The sequence below is a fragment of the Roseateles sp. 22389 genome (genome assembly GCF_052044995.1).
In the GTDB taxonomy this organism is placed as follows: Bacteria; Pseudomonadota; Gammaproteobacteria; order Burkholderiales; family Burkholderiaceae_C; genus Roseateles.
On record NZ_JBQEOF010000007.1, the window covers coordinates 119155 to 137912 of the forward strand.

Consider the following 18758-nt stretch of genomic DNA (forward strand, 5'->3'; position numbering starts at 1 on the left):
GTGGGGCGCTCAGCCCTTGCCGCCGAGCAGCAGCCGGCGCAGCAGCCAGCGGCAGCCGCCCATGCCGGCGAGGATGGTGAGCAGGCCCAGGATCTGCGTCATGCCCCAGCCGGGCGCGCCGATGAATTCCCAGCCCAGCGCGCGGCCGACCAGCAGGCCGATCACGCCACCGCCCACGAAGCCCAGCGCGTCCGCCAGCGCGGCGCGCCAGGCGGCATTGAAGTCCTGGCTCATCGCGGCGGCCTCAGCGGTTGCGGCTCTGCATGTAGACGAGCTTCTCGAACAGGGTCAGGTCCTGCTCGTTCTTCAGCAGCGCGCCCACCAGCGGAGGGATCGCGACCTTGTCGTCCTGCGTCTGCAGCGCCTCGGCCGGGATGTCCTCGGCCAGCAGCAGCTTGAGCCAGTCGATCAGCTCCGAGGTCGAGGGCTTCTTCTTCAGCCCCGGCAGCTTGCGCACGTCGTAGAAGGTCTTCAGCGCCGCCGCCAGCAGCTCCTTCTTGAGGCCGGGGAAGTGGACGTCGACGATGGCCTGCATCGTGTCGGCCTCGGGGAACTTGATGTAGTGGAAGAAGCAGCGGCGCAGGAAGGCGTCCGGCAGTTCCTTCTCGTTGTTGGAGGTGATGAACACCAGCGGCCGGTGCTTGGCGCGCACCCACTCGCGGGTCTCGTAGACGTAGAACTCCATCCGGTCGAGTTCGCGCAGCAGGTCGTTGGGGAACTCGATGTCGGCCTTGTCGATCTCGTCGATCAGCAGTGCCACCGGCGTGTCCGAGGCGAAGGCCTGCCACAGCGTGCCCTGGACGATGTAGTTCGCGATGTCGCGCACCTTGTCGTCGCCGAGCTGGCTGTCGCGCAGGCGGGAGACGGCGTCGTACTCGTACAGGCCCTGCTGGGCCTTGGTGGTGCTCTTCACATGCCACTGCAGCAGCGGCAGTCCCAGGGACTTGGCGACCTCCTCGGCCAGCAGCGTCTTGCCGGTGCCCGGTTCGCCCTTGACCAGCAGCGGCCGCTTCAAGGTGATGGCCGCGTTGACCGCCAGCATCAGATCCGGCGTGGCGACGTAGTCCTGGGAACCTTTGAATTTCATGAGGGGTTTCTCTAGCGCAGCGGTGAAAACCAGTATATAGGGCCCCCCCTATAATCGCGCCGCCCCAAATCCTCGAAGATCGGGACCATGAGAAGACAACTGCAGATCTCCCTCGCGTTGATGCTGGCCGGAAGTGCGTTTGTTGTATCCGCTCAGTCCAACGCCCCTTCGTCGCCCGCGCCGGGACAAGCGCCGGCCGCGACCCCACCCGCCACGGCAACACCTGGCCCCCAGGCGCCGGTGCAGGCCAAGGTGGCCATGTGCATCGGCTGCCACGGCATCCCGGGCTACCAGGCCACCTTCCCCGAGGTCCACAAGGTCCCGATGATCGCGGGCCAGAACGCCAAGTACATCGCCTCCGCGCTGACCGCCTACGCCAAGGGCGACCGCAAGCATCCGACGATGCGCGGCATCGCGCTGCCGCTGGGCGACAAGGACATCGCCGAGATCTCCGAGTACTACGCCGGCCTGGCCCAGGTCGAGGCGGTGCCGGTGCCGGCGACGGTCGAGGCGCCCGCCGACGTGAAGAAGCTGCTCGACAAGGGCGCCTGCGCCAGCTGTCATGGCGCCAACTTCAGCAAGCCCATCGACGGCACCTATCCGAAGATCGCCGGCCAGCACGCCGACTACCTGTACGTCGCGCTGAAGTCCTACCAGGTCCAGGGCAAGCCCTATCACGGCCGCAGCAACGCGGTGATGGCGGGCCAGGTCAAGCAGTTCACCCATGCGGAACTGAAGACGCTGTCCCAGTACCTGGCCAGCTTGCCGTCCGAACTCCGTACAGTCCCGCAGTCCCGGTTCCGCTGAACCGTGGCACGCTGAAGCCGGGCTCCCCGGCCGCGGCGCGAAGACAATCACGAACCGCCCCGAGGGGCGGTTTTTTTCATGGTCGTCTGACTGTGCGAGCGCCGGGGAGGGCGCCATACTGTGTTGTCCTGGACGAAAACGCCAGTCATGCTGAAGAAGATTCCGACGTCGGATGTCAAGCTGGGCATGTTCCTGCAGGGGATGGAGGGCTCGTGGTTGTCCCATCCATTCTGGAAGACCAAGTTCGTCCTGACGGACCCCGAGGACCTCCAGGCCCTGAAGGCGAGCGGCGTGCCTTTCTGCTGGATCGACGCCTCCAAGGGGCTGGACGTGGCGCCCCAGGCGGCGGCCCAAGGCGCGGCGCCGGCCGCGCCCGAGGCCCCGGCGGTGGTGCGGGCCGCGCCGCGGCTGGCGCTCGGGACCGCGCCGGCATCGATGGGCGAGGAGCTCGAGCGCGCGTCGCAGGTCATGCAGCGCTCCAAGCGCGCGGTGATGAATCTGTTCGGCGAGGCCCGGCTGGGCAAGGCGATCGACGCCGAGCAATGCCTGCCCCTGGTGGCCGAGGTGACCAGCTCGGTGGAGCGCAATCCGTCGGCGCTGATCAGCCTGGCGCGGCTCAAGACCAAGGACGACTACACCTACATGCATTCGGTGGCGGTGTGCGCGCTGATGGTGTCGCTGTCCCGCCAGATGGGCCTGGACGAGGCGCAGACCCGCGAGGCCGGCCTGGCCGGGCTGCTGCACGACGTCGGCAAGATGGCGATGCCGCTGAACGTGCTGAACAAGCCGGGCGCGCTGACCGACGCCGAGTTCGCGATCATGCGCGACCACCCGACGCGCGGCCACGAGATGCTCAAGGAGGGCACCTCGGTGCCCGAGGCGGCGCTGGACGTGGCGCTGCGCCACCACGAGAAGATGGACGGCAGCGGCTACCCCGGCAAGCTCGCGGGCGAGCAGATCAGCCTGTTCTCGCGCATGGGCGCGGTGTGCGATGTCTACGACGCGATCACCTCGAACCGGCCCTACAAGAACGCCTGGGATCCGGCGTCCTCGCTGGCGCGGATGGCGCAGTGGACCGGCCACTTCGATCCGCGCGTGTTCCAGGCCTTCGTCAAGTGCGTGGGCATCTACCCCGTCGGCACGCTGGTGAAGCTGCAGTCGGGCAAGCTGGCCGTGGTGCTGGAGCAGAACGCGACCGCGCTGACGGCGCCGCGGGTGCGGGCGTTCTATTCGACCAAGTCGCAGATGCCGATCCCGACGCAGGTCCTGGACCTGTCCTCGCCCGGGGCAACGGACCGCATCATCGGCCGCGAGGATCCGGCCACCTGGGGCTTCCAGAAGCTCGATGAACTCTGGCAGACGCCGGCAGGGTGAGCGGCCGCGCAGGCGCCAACGGCATGTCTCAGTAGGCGGGCCAGACTCGATTGAGTGGCGGGCTCCGAGTTTCGAGGCGAAGGTCTCCTAGTCGGGGTCATGGCGTCCGCGCGGCCGCCGCTCGAAGATGCGGACCTCGCGCCGATGTCTGGCGCTGGAGGGCATCCGATGGCAGTGATGTTGAAAGAGGCGGAGCCGTCCGCCGATGCGCCGGCAGGGCCGCAGGACGAGCGACCGCTGGCCCCGCCGTTCGACGTGGTGACCTATGCGGGACCCGTCACGATGGAGGGGTATGAGCGACTGAGCGGCCTGCTCGACGGGCATCGAGCAAGCGACCGGGTGCTCATCGTCCTGGAAACGTCCGGCGGCGACCCGCATGCGGCGTTCAGGATTTCGCGCGCCCTGGGTTTTCACTATGAGCAGGTGGAGGCGCTGGTACCGCGTTGCTGCAAGAGCGCGGGGACGCTGATCGTGCTTGGAGCCTCGGTGCTGCACATGGACGATCGCGGGGAACTCGGCCCGCTGGACATGCAAGTCCCTCGGGCTCATGAGTTCTCCAATCGCGGGTCGGCACTCGAGTTCAGCGGCGTGCTGGATGTGCTGCTGCCCTATCAACTGCGGACTTTGGAAGCATCGATGCAGGAGCTGACTGCGCAGGGTTTGTCCGCCGACCTTGCCGCCCATGCAGCATCCCTTCTGGTCGGACACATGTTCCATCCGATCGTCGCGCAGGTCGAGCCGCACCGCCTCGTGGAAATGACCCGGGCCATGGCCATTGCCGAGGCCTACGGCGACCGGCTCGCCTTGCGAGGCGGCAATATCGATCCCAAGGGCGTGCGAGTGCTCGCGCGCAGGTATCCCTCCCACGGATTTGCGATCGACCGGAAGGAAGCTCGACTGCTGTTTCGCGACGTCCGGGTGCCTGAGGGCGCGGTGGCCACGGTGGCTCGGCATTGTCGGGACTGGTCGCCATCGATCGCGAAGGGGCGAAAGCCCACCATCGAGATCAATCCGTTTTCTTTCACTCTTGAGGAGTTGACGCATGGACATGACATCATTGATTCCCGATTTCGGACTCGGCAGGGAACTGCTGGATCAAGCCATTCAGAGGATGTATCCCGGCCTGTTCGACATGGATCAGAAGTCGGCGGCGGAGCGGATGGCGGAGGAGGCCAGGCAGGAGGCAATGGGCTCTCTGGGCCCTGGACCGGTGGTTACTGACTGGGTTGCGGACGATCTCGCCAGCAATCGATAAACCGTCCGGAAAGACCCCGACCACCCGCTGACCCCGGCCTGCCTACACTCGGCCGACATTCACAGAGTCGTCGGGAGACCGGGATGACGCGCATGCTCATGCTGCTGGCGCTGTGCGCCGGCGTGGTCGGTGGGGCGGTCGGCGCGGCGTCGACCGCCGCGGCGCAGACGCTGCGATGGGCCAGCCAGGGCGACGCCCAGACCATGGACCCGCACTCGCAGAACGAGAGCCTGACCAACGGCATGAACTCGCAGGTCTACGAGCGCCTCACCGCCCGTGACCGGCAGCTCAACATCGTGCCGGGTCTTGCCACCGAATGGACGCAGATCGGCCCGCTCGTCTGGCGCTTCAAGCTGCGGCCCAACGTCCGGTTCCACGATGGCTCGGCCTTCACCGCGGACGACGTCGTCTTCTCGCTGCAGCGCGCCAAGGCGCCGACCTCCCAGCTCGCGGTCTACGCCAACGCCGTGGGCACCGCCCGCAAGATCGATGAGCTCACCGTCGAGATCACCCAGCCGCGCTTCAATCCGATCTTCCTGCAGCACCTGGACCTGCTGTTCATCATGAGCAAGTCCTGGAGCGAGCAGCACAAGGTCACGCGCCCGCTCAGCTTCAAGGACAACGAGGAAAGCCACGCCAGCTTCAACGCCAACGGCACCGGCCCCTTCATGCTGGTGCGCCGTCAGCCCGGCATCCGCACCGTCTACAAGCGCAACCCGAACTGGTGGGGCCGCTTCGAGGGCAACGTGCAGGAGGTCCAGTTCACGCCGATCTCCAACGACGCGACGCGGCTGGCCGCACTGGTGTCGGGCGAGATCGATCTGCTGCTGGACCCCGCGCCGCGCGATGTCCCGCGGCTGCGCGCCACGCCCGGCGTGCAGGTGCTGGAGGGGCTCGAGAACCGCCTCGTCTTCATCGGCATGGACCAGGCGCGCGACACGCTGGTGTACGGCCGCGCGCCGGGCGGCAGAAACCCGTTCCAGGACCTGCGCGTGCGCCGCGCGATGTACCAGGCCATCGACATCGAAGCCATCCACAAGCGCCTGATGAACGGGCTGTCGCAACCCACCGGCGGCCTCACGCCGTCACCGCTCGGCGCCTATGACGATCCGGCACTCGAGACGCGCCTGCCGTTCGACCTCGCCGCCGCCCGCAAGGGCATGGCCGATGCCGGCTATCCCGACGGTTTCGAGGTCACGCTGGACTGCCCCAACAACCGCTACGTCAACGACGAGGGCATCTGCCTGGCGCTCGCGTCGATGTGGGCGCAGATCAAGCTCAAGGTGAAGGTCAACGCGATGCCGCGGGTGCTCTATTTCCCCAAGCTGGAGCGCTACGAGACCAGCCTCTACCTGATGGGCTGGGGCGGCGCGATCACCGATGCCGAGACCATCCTGACGCCGGTCTACCGCAGTGACGACAAGGCGTCCGGCGCCGGCTTCTACAACTACGGCCGCTCGCGGAACCCGAAGTTCGACCAGCTTGCGGCCGCATCCTCGGCCGAGGCCGATCCGGTCAAGCGCGAGGCGCTCATCAAGGCGGCGCTGCAGGAGTACCGCGAGCAGCTGCACGTGCTGCCGCTGCATCGCCAGGCCGCGCCCTGGGCGCTGCGCCAGGGCGTGAAGGCCGTGCATCGCGCCGACAACTGGCTGGACTACGCCTGGATCACGGTGCCGAAGTGAGCCTTGCCCAGCGGCGCGGCGTCGGTGGCGCGGATGCGCCTAACATCCGCCGCCTGCCTCCTGCGCTGTCATGACCGCGACCTTCGATCCCTCATTCCCGTCGACCTCCTCTTCGCTGAGCCCGACCAGCCCGGCCAGCCCGGCCAGCCCGGCCTCGCCCCCGACGACGGCCGCCCCGGCCGAGCGGCAGTGGCTGGCCCGCCTGGGCGCCGACTACCGCCTCGAGCGAGGACGTTGCGTCGTCAGCCATGAGCACGATGGGCCGCTGCGCCTGCTCAAGAGCCTCTACCCGGAAGGCGACGCGATCTGCCACAGCGTGCTCGTCCATCCGCCCAGCGGGCTGGTCGGCGGCGACACCCTGGACATCGCGGTGACGGTCGGCGAGGGCGCCCATGCGCTGGTGACCACGCCCGGCGCCACGCGCTTCTACCGCAGCCCGGACGGCGCGCCTGCCACGCAGCGTGTGCGGGCGACGCTGGGCGTGGGCGCGCGCCTGGAATGGCTGCCGCTCGAGGCGATCGCCTACCCCGGCTGCGAAGCGGTCAACGAGGCGCGCTTCACGCTGGCGCCGACGGCCGAATTGCTGGCCTGGGACATCACCGCGCTCGGGCTGCCCGGCGCGGGGCAGCCGTTCTCGAGTGGCCGCTTCCTGCAGCACCTGGAGATCCCCGGCGTCTGGCTGGAGCGCGGCCGGCTGGATGCGGTCGACGCGCTGCTGATGGACGGCGAGCTCGGCCTGGCCGGGCAGCGCTGCCTGGGGACGCTGGTTTTCGCCAGCGGCGCCGCGCTGGATCGCGATCGCCGTGAACGCGCGCTGGACGCGGTGCGCGCGTTGATCGACGCCGATCCGCTGCGCGCGAGCGCCGGCGCGACCGCCGCGCAGGACGGCGTGCTGGTGGTCCGGGTGCTGGGACCGGTGGTCGAGCCGGTCGCGCTGCTGCTGCGGCGTTGCTGGGCCGCCTGGCGTCACGCCTTGTGGAGCCTGGACGGCACCACGCCCCGCTTGTGGGCGATGTAGGCGGGCCCTCGCGGCGCGGGCCGCATCCCTCGGAGAGGGGACGGCGATTCATGTCGGTGTGGCAACGATGTCTCAGACAGGTAGCCAGCGCCCCGGCGCTGCGCTTAGCATGGCCGCTCCACGTCCGGTCTCCAGGGAGGTGATCGCATGGCTTCACGTACCGCTTCGTGCAGTTGCGGCCAATTGAAGATCGTGGTGCAGGGAGAGCCGTTGGGAACCGGCCTCTGCCACTGCCTGGCGTGCCAGCGCCGCACGGGTAGTGTCTTCGCGGCGCTGGCGGCCTTTGCCGAACCTTATGAGGTCATCGGCATCGCGACCGAATTCGTGCGTGCCGGTGATCAGGGCGCCCGATTCCGATTCCATTTCTGCCCGGTGTGCGGCAGCACCGTCTTCCATACGGAGGAGGGGGTCGAGGGATCGGTCGGCGTGGCGGTGGGGGGATTCGGGGATCCGGATTTCCCGCCGCCGCAGGACTCGGTCTACACCTGCCGCATGCATGGCTGGGTCCGGCTGCCGCAGGACGTCCGGGCCTACGACCGCGATCCGATGTAGCGCCGCGGCGTTGACCGCATCGATCCCGGGCACCACGCCTCCGCCATGACTCTTCGGCGAGGCGCCCGGGCCGATGGGGCGGGACTCAACGGCAGGTAGCGGCTTCCGGCGGCTTCAGGCGGCCAGGCGCAGGTCGGGACGGACGACACGTGCCGCCTCCGCCACGGGGCGCAGCGGTTGCGCCAGTCGCAGCAGGTGGCCCGGTTCGCTCAGGAAGCGCATGCGCTCGGCGTTGCTCATCGCGTCGAGGGCGCCAGGCTGCGCGATCAACTGGTCCAGGCGCTGGCGACGCACCTGCGCGCGCATGCCCTGGCCCACGTCGCGGCGGCCCATCGCCTCGGCCGCCAGCGCGGTCAGGCGGCGGCTGGCGAGCAGGTCGGCGAAGCCGGGAAGGTGGCGCTCCTGGCGGCCATAGGCCCAGGCGTTGCGCAGCACGGTCGGGGTCTGGCTCTCTTCGGGGATCAGCAGCAGGCCGGCGCGGCGCATGCGCTCGCCCAGGCGGGCGCGGCTGGACAGCACGGTGATCGGCGCGGCCAGCAGCAGCGGCAGCGCGATCGGCGCGATCCAGATCAGCGTCGACGGGCTCAGCGCGCCGATCGCCGCGGCGATCACGCCGGTGATCACGCTGATGCGACCGTAGGCGGCGAAGGCCTCGCGCCAGGACACGTCCTCGGCGGCCCGCGGCGGCGACTTCCAGTCCAGCGAGATGCCGGTCAATGCGACCACGCAGAAGATCGAATGGGCCACCATGCGCAGCGGGGCCTGCAGCAGGGACATGCCGGCCTCGGTGGCGCAGGAGGCCAGCAGCTTCAGCGTGCCGCCGTACTGCGACTGCTCTCCGCGCAGGATCAGCGCGGCCACCGACAGCAGGCGCGGCAGCACTAGCATGCCGATCGTGCCCAGCCACAGCGCGGCCACGCCCGGCGCCAGCGAACCGTCTTCCATGAAGGGCTGGAAGGCCTCGTTGCCGCCGACGTTCCACAGCAGCACGCCCAGGCCCACGTACAGCAGCCACAGCGGCGCGGCCAGGTAGGACAGCGCGCCGGTCACCAGCATCGCGCGGTGCACGCCGTGCAGGCCGGGCTCGGCGATCAGGCCGGCGTTCTGGATGTTGCCCTGGCACCAGCGGCGGTCGCGCTGCAGCTCGGCCAGCAGGTGCGGCGGCTGCTGTTCATACGAGCCCGGCAGGTCCGCCACCAGCCACACCTGGTAGCCGGCGCGGCGCATCAGCGCGGCCTCGACGAAGTCGTGCGACATGATCTCCTTGCCGCGCAGCGGCGCCAGCGCGCAGTGCTTCATGAAGGGCTCGACGCGAATGATCGCGTTGTGGCCCCAGTAGTGCGCCTCGCCCAACTGCCAGAACTGCATGCCGGCGGCGAACAGGCGCCCCGTCACGCGGCTCGCGAACTGCTGCGCGCGGGCATGCGGCGTATCGTGGCCGCAGACCTGGTTGGCGGCCTGCAGGATGCCGGCGCGCGGGTTCTTTTCCATCAGGCGCACCAGGCCCAGCAGGCAGTCGCCGCTCATGACGCTGTCGGCGTCCAGCACCACCATGTAGCGGTAGTTGCGGCCCCAGCGGCGGCAGAAGTCGGCCACGTTGCCCGCCTTCTTCTTCACCCGGCGCTGGCGCCAGCGGTAATGGATGCGGCCGCGGCCGGCGAACTGCGCGCGCAGCTCGGCCCAGGCGGCCAGCTCCTGCGTGCGGCATTCCGGATCGGAGCTGTCGGACAGGATGTAGACGTCGAACAGCCGCAGCGCGCCGGCCGCCGCGAGCGACTCGCAGCTGGCGCGCAGGCCGGCGAAGACGGTGGTGACGTCCTCGTTGCAGATCGGCATGACCAGCGCGGTGCGGGCGTCGGCACCCAGCGGCTCGTTGCCGGCGTCCTTGATCGAGATGGCGTGACGGTCACCGCGCAGCATCACCCAGAAGCCCATCACCGCGGTGACGCAGCCGGCGCTGACCCAGGCGAAGAGCAGGGCGAACAGCGCCAGGTGCACGCACTGCAGCGCGAAGGCCCAGGGATCGCTGGCCCAGCCGTTGTGGGTCTGCCAGAGCACGCCGGTGGCCAGCGCGGTGGCGCCGGCGATGGACAGCTTGAGCGCGTTGCGCCGGTTCCGGGCCGCGGTTTCCCAGGCCTGGGGCGGCTCGGAGGCCGGCAGCGATTCGACCGGCGGCGTGCGCTGGCCCCAGGGCCGCGGCACCATCGCGCCGCGCTTGATGGCCGGCGCGCTCGGGCCGACCGGACCGGGGGCCGAGGCGGCGGGATGCAGGGCGGAATGCGTCATGTCGGGCTCCTTCACTGGGGAGGAAGAATCAGGCTCCAGGTCTCGGTGAGGACCTGCTGCTTCGTCTGGAGGAAGCCGCGCAGCTCGGTCGACTGACCGGGGCGCAACTGCTTGATGCGGACGGCCATGCGCCAGCCGCCGGTGACCGGATTCGGATAGGCGTTGACCTCGGTCACCTCGCCGTTGGCGTTGGTGCTGGCGATGGCCTTGACCTCGGCGCCGGGCTGCAGCGCGGCGAGCGACGGGCCTTCGAAGTCGACGATGAACTGCTGCTCGTTCTTGTCGAGCTTGGCGTAGCTGTAGCCGGTGCGGGTCTGCACCGCCCAGGCGCCGGGCGGACGCTGCTGCTGCTCGCCCTGCAGGTGCAGGCGGTACGAGTAGTCCAACGGCTGGCCCGGGGCCGGCTGCTTCGCCGGGACCCAGTAGGCGACGATGTTGTCGTGGGTCTCATCGGGCGTGTGCAGCGACATCAGCTCGACGCGGCCCGGCCCCCAGTCGCTGGTGGGCTCGACCCAGGCGGAGGGCCGCATCTCGTAGCGCGCCTCGGTGTCCTCGTAGCTGGCGAAGCGGCGGTCGCGCTGCATCAGGCCGAAGCCCTTCACGCCCGGCAGCGTGAACGAGGTGGTCAGCGTGCCATTCGGATTGATCAGCGGCCGCCAGATCCACTCGCCGCTGCTGCTGGCGACCATCAGGCCGTCGCTGTCATGGACCTCGGGCCGGAAGTCGCCCTTCTGCGGCTGGTTCTCGCCGAACAGGTACATCGAGGTCAGCGGCGCCAGCGCCAGCGTCGCCACCGGGGCGCGCATGAACAGGCGCACGCGGGTCTCGACGACGGTCTCGGCGCCGGGCTTGATGACGAAGGTGTAGGCGCCGGACGCGCGCTGCGAGTCCATCAGCGCATGCACGGTCAGCGTGGTGGCCTTGGGGTCGGGGCGCTCGATCCAGAACTCGCTGAAGCGCGGGAATTCCTCGCCCTTGCCGCCGACCGTGTCGATCGCCAGGCCCCGGGCCGACAGCCCGTAATGCTGGTTGGCGCCCAGCACGCGGAAGTAGCTCGCGCCCAGGAAGACGGCGAGTTCGTCCTTGTACTTGTCGTTGTTGAGGTGGTAATGCGCGCGGAAGCCGGCGTAACCGACATCGCCCCACTTGCCCGGCGAGAGCTGGCTGTTCTTGCCGTAGTCGAAGTCCTCGCGCTTGAACGGGACCGGCCGGGCCTGGCCGCCGACGATCTCGTTGATGCGCACGGCCTGGGTCTGGTAGTGGCCCAGGTGGAAGAACATCAGCTCGAAGGGCAGCCGCTCCTGGCGCCACAGCGCGCGATCCGGCTTGAAGCGGATGTCGCGCATCTGGTCGTAGTTGAGCTGCTTGAGCTCGGCCGGCAAGTTGTCCGGCGGCGCGACGTAGGGCTTGGCCGCCAGCCCCTTGGCGCGTTCGGCGATCTCGTCGAAGCCGAAGGCCTGGGCGGCGGAGGCCGCGGCCAGCAGGGCGGCGCCGACGGCCAGCCCGATGAACGATCCGATCCACCGACGTTGGTCAGCCTGGCGGCGAGCGCTGGTCGCCGGGATGCGGGCCTGAGGGGTGAGGGCGTGAATAGTTCGCATGTGGCGGGCCTTTCTGCAAGGCCCGTGCCACCGGCGATTTCTCTTTCAGATCAACAACTTACGCGTTTTGTGCGCTGCCGCACCGTGCTTTTCCTGTCGCCGGGCGGCGACGCTGACGGTGGGTTTTTCTGCAAGTTGTTGATTTTGAATGAATTTTCTTGTCGCTATTCGGCGACAGGTCCATCGGACCGGAACATCGAGGGCTCCAGTCCGTTGCGCTGCAGCAAGCGGTAGAACTCGGTCCGGTTGCGGTCGGCGAGCCGCGCGGCATCGGCGACGTTGCCGTCGGTGAGCTTGAGCAGGCCGACCAGGTACTCCCGCTCGAAACGCTGTCGCGCCTCCGCGTAAGGAAGTACTTCGACGCTGGGCGAGCGCAGCGCGCGCTGCACCAGCGAGAGCGGGATCAGCGGCGAGGTCGCCAGCGCGCTCACCTGCTCGACGACGTTGTGGAGCTGGCGCACGTTGCCCGGCCAGGAGGCCATCGTGAGCGCCTTGAGCGCGTCGGGCGCGAAGCCGTTGAGGCGCTTGTCGTACTTCAGCGCGAGCTTCTGCAGGAAGTGCTGGGCGAGCAGCGGGATGTCCTCGCGGCGCTCGGCCAGGCTGGGCAGCGTCAGGCTGACGACGTTGAGCCGGTAATAGAGGTCCTCGCGGAACTGGCCCTCGGCCAGCGCGGCCTCCAGGTCGCGGTGGGTGGCCGACAGGATGCGCACATCGATCGGCACCGATGCGCTGGCGCCGACCGGGCGCACCTGGTGTTCCTGCAGCACGCGCAGCAGCTTGACCTGCAGCGGCAGCGGCATGTCGCCGATCTCGTCGAGCAGCAGCGTGCCGCCGTCGGCGGCCTGGAAGAGGCCGCGGTGGTTGGCCAGCGCGCCGGTGAAGGCGCCCTTGACGTGGCCGAACAGTTCCGATTCGAGCAGCGGCTCCGGGATCGCGCCGCAGTTGACGGCGACGAAGGGCCGCTTGGCGCGCGGGCTGGCGGCATGGATCGCGCGGGCCAGCAGCTCCTTGCCGGAGCCGCTCTCGCCGCGGATCAGCACCGGGGCCTGCGAGGCCGCGACCAGGCGCGCCTCGGCCAGCACCTCGGCCATCACGTTGGAGCGGCTGACGATGGACTCGCGCCAGGCCTGGTCGGGGCTGTCGTCCTGGTGGACCGCGGTGAGGGTCAGGGCTTGCGCGATGGTGTCCAGCAGCGCCCGGCCGTCGAAGGGCTTGGTCAGGTAGGTGTAGACGCCCTGCGCGGTGGCGGCGACCGCGTCCGGGATGGTGCCGTGCGCGGTCAGCAGGATCACCGGCAGCGCGGGGTGGCGCTCGCGGATGGTGTTGAACAGCGCCAGGCCGTCCATGCCGGGCAGCTGCACGTCGCTGAGCACCAGCGCGGGGCGTTGCACGTCCATCTGCGCCAGCGCGGCCTCGGCGCTGGCCACGGCGGTGACGTCGTAGCCGGCCGCCTCCAGCCGCATCGACAGCAGCTTCAGCAGGTCGGCGTCGTCGTCGACGATGAGGAGTCTCGCGCCTGCGCTCATGCGCTTGCCTCCGAGGAACTGCCCAGCGCTGCGATCGAATGCGCCCCTCGTCCGCGGCAAGCCGCGACCGGTCCCCCGAGGGGACGCGAGCTTGCTCGGGAGCGGCCCAGCGCTGCGCTCATGGCTTGTCGAGCGCCGAACGCGGCCCGCCGAGGCTGCGTTCGATCGCCTTGAGCGCCTCGAGCTTGCGGTTGGCTTCGTCGAGCCGCCGTTGCAGGTCGTCGCGGACCTGTTTGGTTTTCTCGAGCTCGCCTTCCATGCGCCGCTGCTCCGCGACGCGGTCGGCGAGGAACTGGGCGATGGGGCGCCACTCGTTGGCCTCGGGCCGGGCATCGCGCAGCACCTGGTCGAGCAGGGTCTGGGCGCGGAAGGTCTCGCCGTTGTTGTGGCTGAACATCAGCGCCAGCGCCAGCTGCACCGCGTTGCCGGGCGGCAGCGCGGCATCGTCGCGCGGCGCGACTTCCTGGCCCAGCTCGAGCGGGCTGAGCTGGCGCAGGCGGTCGTTGGCATTGAGCACAATGCGCGCCGCGTTGTCGGTGGGCGCCACGACGGGCACCTGCACCGGCACCTCGACGCGGACCTCCTTGACGATGGTGCGGGGCGGCTGCTGCGCGCAGCCCGCCGCGAACAGGGCCACCGCCACCGCGGCGACGGCGGCAAGCGGGACCGGTGGCCGCGCGGTCAGGCGGTGAGGGACTTCAGGGACCGTGGCGTGTGGGCGCATGGCAGCGTGATTCTGAAATGTGCGCCCTGGTCGGCGGGCAGCAGGTCGATGTGACCGCCATGGGCGGCGATGTATTCGGTGACGATGGACAGGCCGATGCCGGTGCCCTTGAGGGCATCATCGGGCTGGCGCTCGCCGCGATAGAAGGGCTCGAAGATGCGGGCCTGGTCCGCCGGCGCGACGCCCGGGCCGTCGTCGCGCAAGTCGATGGTGAGCTGGCCGCCCTGGCGCGCGAGGTCGATGTCGACGTGGCCGCCGGGCGGGGCGAAGCGTATCGCATTGGAGAGCAGGTTGCCGACCGCGGCCGCGATCTTGGCCGGGTCGACCTCCGCTTCGAGCGGGCCGCCGGACAGGCGCACTTGCAATCCGCGTGCCTGCCACTGCAGGCGCTGGTGGTCGATCGTGCCCTGGATCAGGGACACCAGCTCGGTGCGCTGCGGCTTGAGGTCGCGGGCCTCGAAGGCCGCGGCATTGAAGCGCAGCAGGTCCTCGATCTGGCGCTGCAGCACGGCGGTGTTGTCGCGCAGGATGCGGGCGACCTCCTTCTGCTTGTCGTTCAGCGGCCCGGCGACCTCGTCCTCCAGCAGCGCGGTGCCCTCGCGCAGCGCGGCCAGCGGCGTCTTGAGCTCATGCGAGACATGCCGCAGGAAACGCGCCTTGTCGGCATCGAGCTCGGCCAGCCGCAGGCGCAGCCAGTCCAGCCGCTGGCCCAGCGAGCGCAGGTCGGCCGGGCCGGGGATCTCGATGCGGTCGTCCAGGCGGTTCTCGCCCAGGCCGGCGATGGCGCGCTCCAGGCGGCGCAGCGGGCGGGTCAGGAAGATGCCGAACACCAGGGACAGCAGCGCCGCCACGGCGATCGCGCCCAGGACCTGCTGGCCGAGCAGCACGCGGCCGTTCTCGAGCTTGTCCTGCAGCACGCGGTTGCTGGTCTCGGCATGGCGGCGGACGTCCTCGGCCAGGCCGCCGGTCAGGCCGCCGAGCTCGCGGAAACGCGTCATCAGCTCGGTCTCGCGCTTGCGCGCGTTGGCGGGGAGGGCGCGCGGGCTGTCCATCAGCGCGCGGATCTCGTCGAGCTTGGTCTTCCACGCCTCCAGCGGCGCCGGGGTCAGCCCCTGCGCGCGCAGCAGGCCCAGCACGTGCTCGGCATCGTCGGCATCCTCCTCGAAGCGCCTGCGCAGCGCCTGGTCCTCCAGCACCGCGTACTGGCGCGCGGCTCGCTCCATGCTGACGCCGCGATCGCCGAGCTGCTGCACCTGGCCGCTCATGCGGGCGGCGCGCACGACGGCCTCGCGACTCTGCATGGTCAGCCGCTCCAGCGTCAGCAGCCCGCCCAGCGACGCGGCGGCGAGCAGGCCCGCGATCGACAGGAAGCCGATCAGCAGCATCTGGCGGAAGGACATGCGGTGGAGGCTGAACATCGGCCGGCATGTTAGCGGCGGCCCCGCGCTCCCCGCGCCAGCCGGGGCGGCGGATACGGATGGATACTCCGGCGGCCATGAACCTGCATCGCGTCGATCTCGTCTCGCTGTCGCTCTTCGCCCTGGTGGCGCGCACCGGCAGCATCAGCCGGGGCGCGGCGCTGGCCGCGCTGGCGGTCGGCGCGGCGAGCAAGCGCTTGAGCGACCTGGAACACGCGCTGGGCACGACGCTGCTGGAGCGGCACTCGCGCGGCGTCTCCCTGACCGAGGCCGGGCTGGCGCTGCAGCGCCATGCGCAGCGCATCCTCAGCGACGTGGACCAGATGACGGCCGACCTGTCGGACTACGCGTCGGGCCTGACCGGCGTGGTGCGGCTGTGGGCCAACACCTCGGCGGTGACGCAGTTCCTGCCGGCGCAGGTCTCGGGTTTCGTGCGCGACAACCCGCGCATCCGGATCGAGCTGGAGGAGGCGGACAGCAACGAGATCGTGGTGGCCGTGCTCGATGGCCGCGCCGACCTGGGCATCTTCGCGGACCGCACGCCGGCGCTCGGGCTGCATGTCCTGAACTACCGCCAGGACCGGCTGGTGCTGGTGGCGCCGGCCGGCCATCCGCTGGCCCGCCGCAAGGCGGTGCGCTGGGCGCAGGCGGTCGAGTACGACTTCGTGACGCTGGCCAAGGCCACCTCGCTGCACAAGCGGCTGGAGATGGAGACCGAGACCCTGGGCCGACGCCTGAAGAACCGCATCCAGGTCCGCAGCTTCGACGCGATGTGCCGGATGGTGGCGGCGGGCATGGGCATCGCGGTGCTGCCGGACGTGGCGGTCGAGCCGCTGCTCAAGCCGCTGGACCTGCGCCGCGTCGCGCTCGACGAGCCCTGGTCCGATCGCCGGCTGCTGATCGGCGTGCGCGACCTCGACGGCTTGCCGCGCCATGTGCGCGTGTTCATCGACCATCTCTGTTCCTGAGGCCCTCGCCCTGAGGGGGAACCCCGATCCGCTTTCGCGACCCGCGAAAGCAGCCGCCGCGACTCCCGCCTTCCGCTGCGCGGCGCGTTTTCCCAGAATGCGCCTCCATCACCAGGACCAGGAGGGCAAGAGCCATGGAAGGACTGCAGGCGCTGCAAGGATTGCGCGTCGTCGAGATGGGCCAGTTGATCGCCGGCCCGTTCGCCGGCAAGACGCTGGGCGATTTCGGCGCCGACGTGGTGAAGATCGAGGCCCCCGGCAGCGGCGACCCGCTGCGCAACTGGCGAATGATCCAGGACGGCACCTCGGTGTGGTGGCAGGTCCAGTCGCGCAACAAGCGCTCGATCGCGCTCGACCTGCGCCAGGCGGACGGCCAGGACATCGCCCGGCAGCTGATCGCCGAGGCCGACGTGCTGATCGAAAACTTCCGCCCCGGCACGCTCGAGGGCTGGGGCATGTCCTACGAGGACCTCGCGAAGACCAACCCGGGCCTGATCATGTTGCGCATCAGCGGCTACGGCCAGACCGGCCCGTACCGCGACCTGCCCGGCTTCGGGATGATCGGCGAGGCGATGGGCGGCCTGCGCCACCTGACCGGCGAACCCGGCCGCGTGCCGGTGCGCTGCGGCATCTCGATCGGCGACACGCTGGCCGCGCTGCACGGCACGATCGGGGTGCTGACGGCGCTCTACCACCGCAAGGTCAATGGCGGCCGCGGCCAGGTCATCGACGTGGCCCTGACCGAGGCGGTCCTCAACGTGATGGAGAGCCTGATCCCCGAGTACAGCGCCTTCGGCGCCGTGCGCGGTCCGGCGGGCTCGGCGCTGCCGGGCATCGCGCCGTCCAATGCCTATGCCTGCGCCGATGGCGTCGTGCTGATCGCCGGCAATGGCGATTCGATCTTCAAGCGGCTGATGCAGGTGATCGGCCGCGAGGACCTGGGCCGGGACGAGACGCTGGCCAACAACGCCGGCCGCGTCGCGCGCGTCGAGGAGATCGACGCCGCGATCGGCGCCTGGGCGGCGACGCGCACCGTCGAGCAGGTGCTGGCGCCGCTGGCCGAGGCCAGCGTGCCCGCCGGCCGCGTCTATACCGCCAAGGACATCGTCGAGGACCCGCACTTCCGGGCCCGCGAGATGATCCTGCGCCAGCCCACCCGCGACGGCCATGAGATCGACGTGCCGGGCATCGTGCCCAAGCTGATGGGCACGCCCGGCGCGGTGCGCCGCGCCGCGCCGCGCCTGGGCGGCGACACCGACGAGGTGCTGCGCGAGATCGGCCTCACCGCCGAGCAGATCGCCGCGTTGCGCGAGCGCAAGATCGTTTCCTGAGGGCGCCCCCATGACCGCTTCCAACGCTTCCGCCTCCACCGGCATGGGGGTGTCGCGCTCACCGTCCGATGTCTGGACCGGCGCCGGGCGCCGCGTCTTCATGCAGGACGTCGGCACCCGCGACGGCCTGCAGGCCGAGACCGTCTTCGTGCCCACGGCCGACAAGATCGCGCTGGTGGACGCGCTGTCCGAGGCGGGCCTGGCCAAGATCGAGGTCACCGCCTTCGTCTCGCCCAAGGCCATCCCGGTGCTCGCCGACGCGTCCGAGGTGATGCGCGGCATCACCCGGCGGCCGGGCGTGGTCTACACGGTGCTGGTGCCCAACGTCCGCGGCGCCGAGCGCGCGATCGAGGCGCGCGCCGACGAGCTCAACCTGGTGATGTCCGCCAGCGAGAGCCACAACCTGGCCAACCTGCGCATGACGCGCGCGCAGTCCTTCGCCGGGCTGGCCGAGGTCGCCGCGATGGCGCATCGGGCCGGGACGGCGGTGAACGTGTCGCTGTCCTGCGCCTTCGGTTGCCCGATGGAGGGCGACGTGCCGGTCCAGACGGTGCTGGGCTGGTGCGGTCATTTCATCGAGCAGCTCGGCGCGCGCGGCGTGACGCTGTGCGACACCACCGGCATGGCCTACCCGACGCAGGTCGTCGCGCTGGTGCGGGCCTTCCGCGAGCGCTGGCCCGCCACCGAGTTGACGCTGCACTTCCACAACACGCGCGGCATGGGCCTGGCCAACGTGATCGCCGCGATGGACGCGGGCGCGGACCGCTTCGACGCGTCGCTGGGCGGGCTGGGCGGCTGTCCCTACGCGCCGGGGGCGACGGGCAACGTCTGCACCGAGGAGATCGTGCATGCGCTGCAGTGCATGGGCTGCGACACCGGCGTGGACCTGCCGCGCCTGATCGCCGCGGCCAGGCGCCTGCCGGCGCTGATCGGCCACGCGGTGCCGAGCCAGATCGTCAGCGCCGGGCGCCGGCTCGACCTGCATCCGCGGCCGCGCGACTTCGAGGCGATCCGCGAGCGCGCGCTGGCCCGCGACGCCTGACGACACGGCGGCCCCCGGGCGCCCGCCCGCGCGTTCCCGAGCTTCTTTCGATCCCAACGACAACGCCGCCACGAGCGGCCCTTTCTG

The 18758-nt window shown here is 70.1% G+C and carries 16 protein-coding genes; 9 read left to right on the forward strand and 7 right to left on the reverse strand.

The window, feature by feature from the left end:
- Positions 1–9: 9 nt before the first annotated feature.
- Positions 10–234 carry a hypothetical protein gene (locus ACTJKJ_RS12145; protein WP_440820583.1) on the reverse strand — a complete coding sequence of 75 codons (225 nt, stop codon included), beginning with the start codon at positions 232–234 and terminating at the stop codon, positions 10–12.
- 10 nt (positions 235–244) lie between these two features.
- Positions 245–1087, reverse strand: a complete 843-nt coding sequence (locus ACTJKJ_RS12150; RefSeq protein ID WP_440820584.1) for an AAA family ATPase — start codon at positions 1085–1087, stop codon at positions 245–247.
- A gap of 87 nt (positions 1088–1174) precedes the next feature.
- Between ACTJKJ_RS12150 and ACTJKJ_RS12155 the strand changes: the two genes are divergently transcribed.
- The 6 genes from ACTJKJ_RS12155 (at position 1175) to ACTJKJ_RS12180 (ending at position 7775) form a co-directional block, all read left to right on the forward strand.
- On the forward strand, positions 1175–1894 hold the full coding sequence (locus ACTJKJ_RS12155; protein ID WP_440820585.1) for a c-type cytochrome: 720 nt from the start codon (positions 1175–1177) through the stop codon (positions 1892–1894).
- A 147-nt stretch (positions 1895–2041) separates the two neighbouring features.
- Complete coding sequence (locus ACTJKJ_RS12160; RefSeq protein ID WP_440820586.1) at positions 2042–3268, forward strand: HD-GYP domain-containing protein; 1227 nt, start codon at positions 2042–2044, stop codon at positions 3266–3268.
- Positions 3269–3436: 168 nt separating this feature from the next.
- Positions 3437–4489 (forward strand): hypothetical protein, encoded by a 1053-nt coding sequence (locus tag ACTJKJ_RS12165; RefSeq protein WP_440820587.1) that lies wholly within the window; start codon positions 3437–3439, stop codon positions 4487–4489.
- Positions 4490–4606: 117 nt separating this feature from the next.
- The gene (locus ACTJKJ_RS12170; protein WP_255488832.1) at positions 4607–6205 is read left to right on the forward strand and encodes an ABC transporter substrate-binding protein; all 1599 of its coding nucleotides are present in this window, start codon (positions 4607–4609) and stop codon (positions 6203–6205) included.
- Positions 6206–6275: 70 nt separating this feature from the next.
- Positions 6276–7223, forward strand: coding sequence for an urease accessory protein UreD (locus tag ACTJKJ_RS12175; protein WP_440820588.1), 948 nt, complete (start codon positions 6276–6278; stop codon positions 7221–7223).
- Between the two features lie 147 nt (positions 7224–7370).
- Positions 7371–7775, forward strand: coding sequence for a GFA family protein (locus tag ACTJKJ_RS12180; RefSeq protein WP_183492584.1), 405 nt, complete (start codon positions 7371–7373; stop codon positions 7773–7775).
- A gap of 114 nt (positions 7776–7889) precedes the next feature.
- Here the strand turns inward: ACTJKJ_RS12180 and mdoH are convergent, their stop codons facing one another.
- The 5 genes from mdoH to ACTJKJ_RS12205 form a co-directional block, all read right to left on the reverse strand.
- Positions 7890–10061, reverse strand: a complete 2172-nt coding sequence (mdoH, locus tag ACTJKJ_RS12185) for a glucans biosynthesis glucosyltransferase MdoH (protein WP_440820589.1) — start codon at positions 10059–10061, stop codon at positions 7890–7892.
- A gap of 11 nt (positions 10062–10072) precedes the next feature.
- Positions 10073–11662, reverse strand: a complete 1590-nt coding sequence (locus ACTJKJ_RS12190) for a glucan biosynthesis protein G (protein ID WP_440820590.1) — start codon at positions 11660–11662, stop codon at positions 10073–10075.
- A gap of 164 nt (positions 11663–11826) precedes the next feature.
- Complete coding sequence (locus ACTJKJ_RS12195; protein WP_440820591.1) at positions 11827–13188, reverse strand: sigma 54-interacting transcriptional regulator; 1362 nt, start codon at positions 13186–13188, stop codon at positions 11827–11829.
- A gap of 118 nt (positions 13189–13306) precedes the next feature.
- The gene (locus ACTJKJ_RS12200) at positions 13307–13912 is read right to left on the reverse strand and encodes a hypothetical protein (protein WP_440820592.1); all 606 of its coding nucleotides are present in this window, start codon (positions 13910–13912) and stop codon (positions 13307–13309) included.
- Entirely contained in the window at positions 13870–15330 is a 1461-nt protein-coding gene (locus ACTJKJ_RS12205; protein ID WP_440820593.1) for a HAMP domain-containing sensor histidine kinase, read from the reverse strand. Before ACTJKJ_RS12205 ends, ACTJKJ_RS12200 begins: the two co-directional genes overlap by 43 nt.
- Positions 15331–15407: 77 nt before the next feature.
- Here ACTJKJ_RS12205 and ACTJKJ_RS12210 point away from each other — a divergent pair, with 77 nt between their 5' ends.
- The 3 genes from ACTJKJ_RS12210 (at position 15408) to ACTJKJ_RS12220 (ending at position 18671) form a co-directional block, all read left to right on the forward strand.
- Positions 15408–16298: a LysR substrate-binding domain-containing protein gene (locus ACTJKJ_RS12210; RefSeq protein ID WP_440820594.1), complete on the forward strand. Its 891-nt coding sequence runs from the start codon at positions 15408–15410 to the stop codon at positions 16296–16298.
- Between the two features lie 134 nt (positions 16299–16432).
- A complete protein-coding gene (locus tag ACTJKJ_RS12215; protein ID WP_440820595.1) occupies positions 16433–17629 on the forward strand; it encodes a CaiB/BaiF CoA transferase family protein in 1197 nt (398 codons plus the stop codon).
- Between the two features lie 10 nt (positions 17630–17639).
- The gene (locus ACTJKJ_RS12220; RefSeq protein WP_440820596.1) at positions 17640–18671 is read left to right on the forward strand and encodes a hydroxymethylglutaryl-CoA lyase; all 1032 of its coding nucleotides are present in this window, start codon (positions 17640–17642) and stop codon (positions 18669–18671) included.
- The last annotated feature ends 87 nt before the right edge of the window (positions 18672–18758 follow it).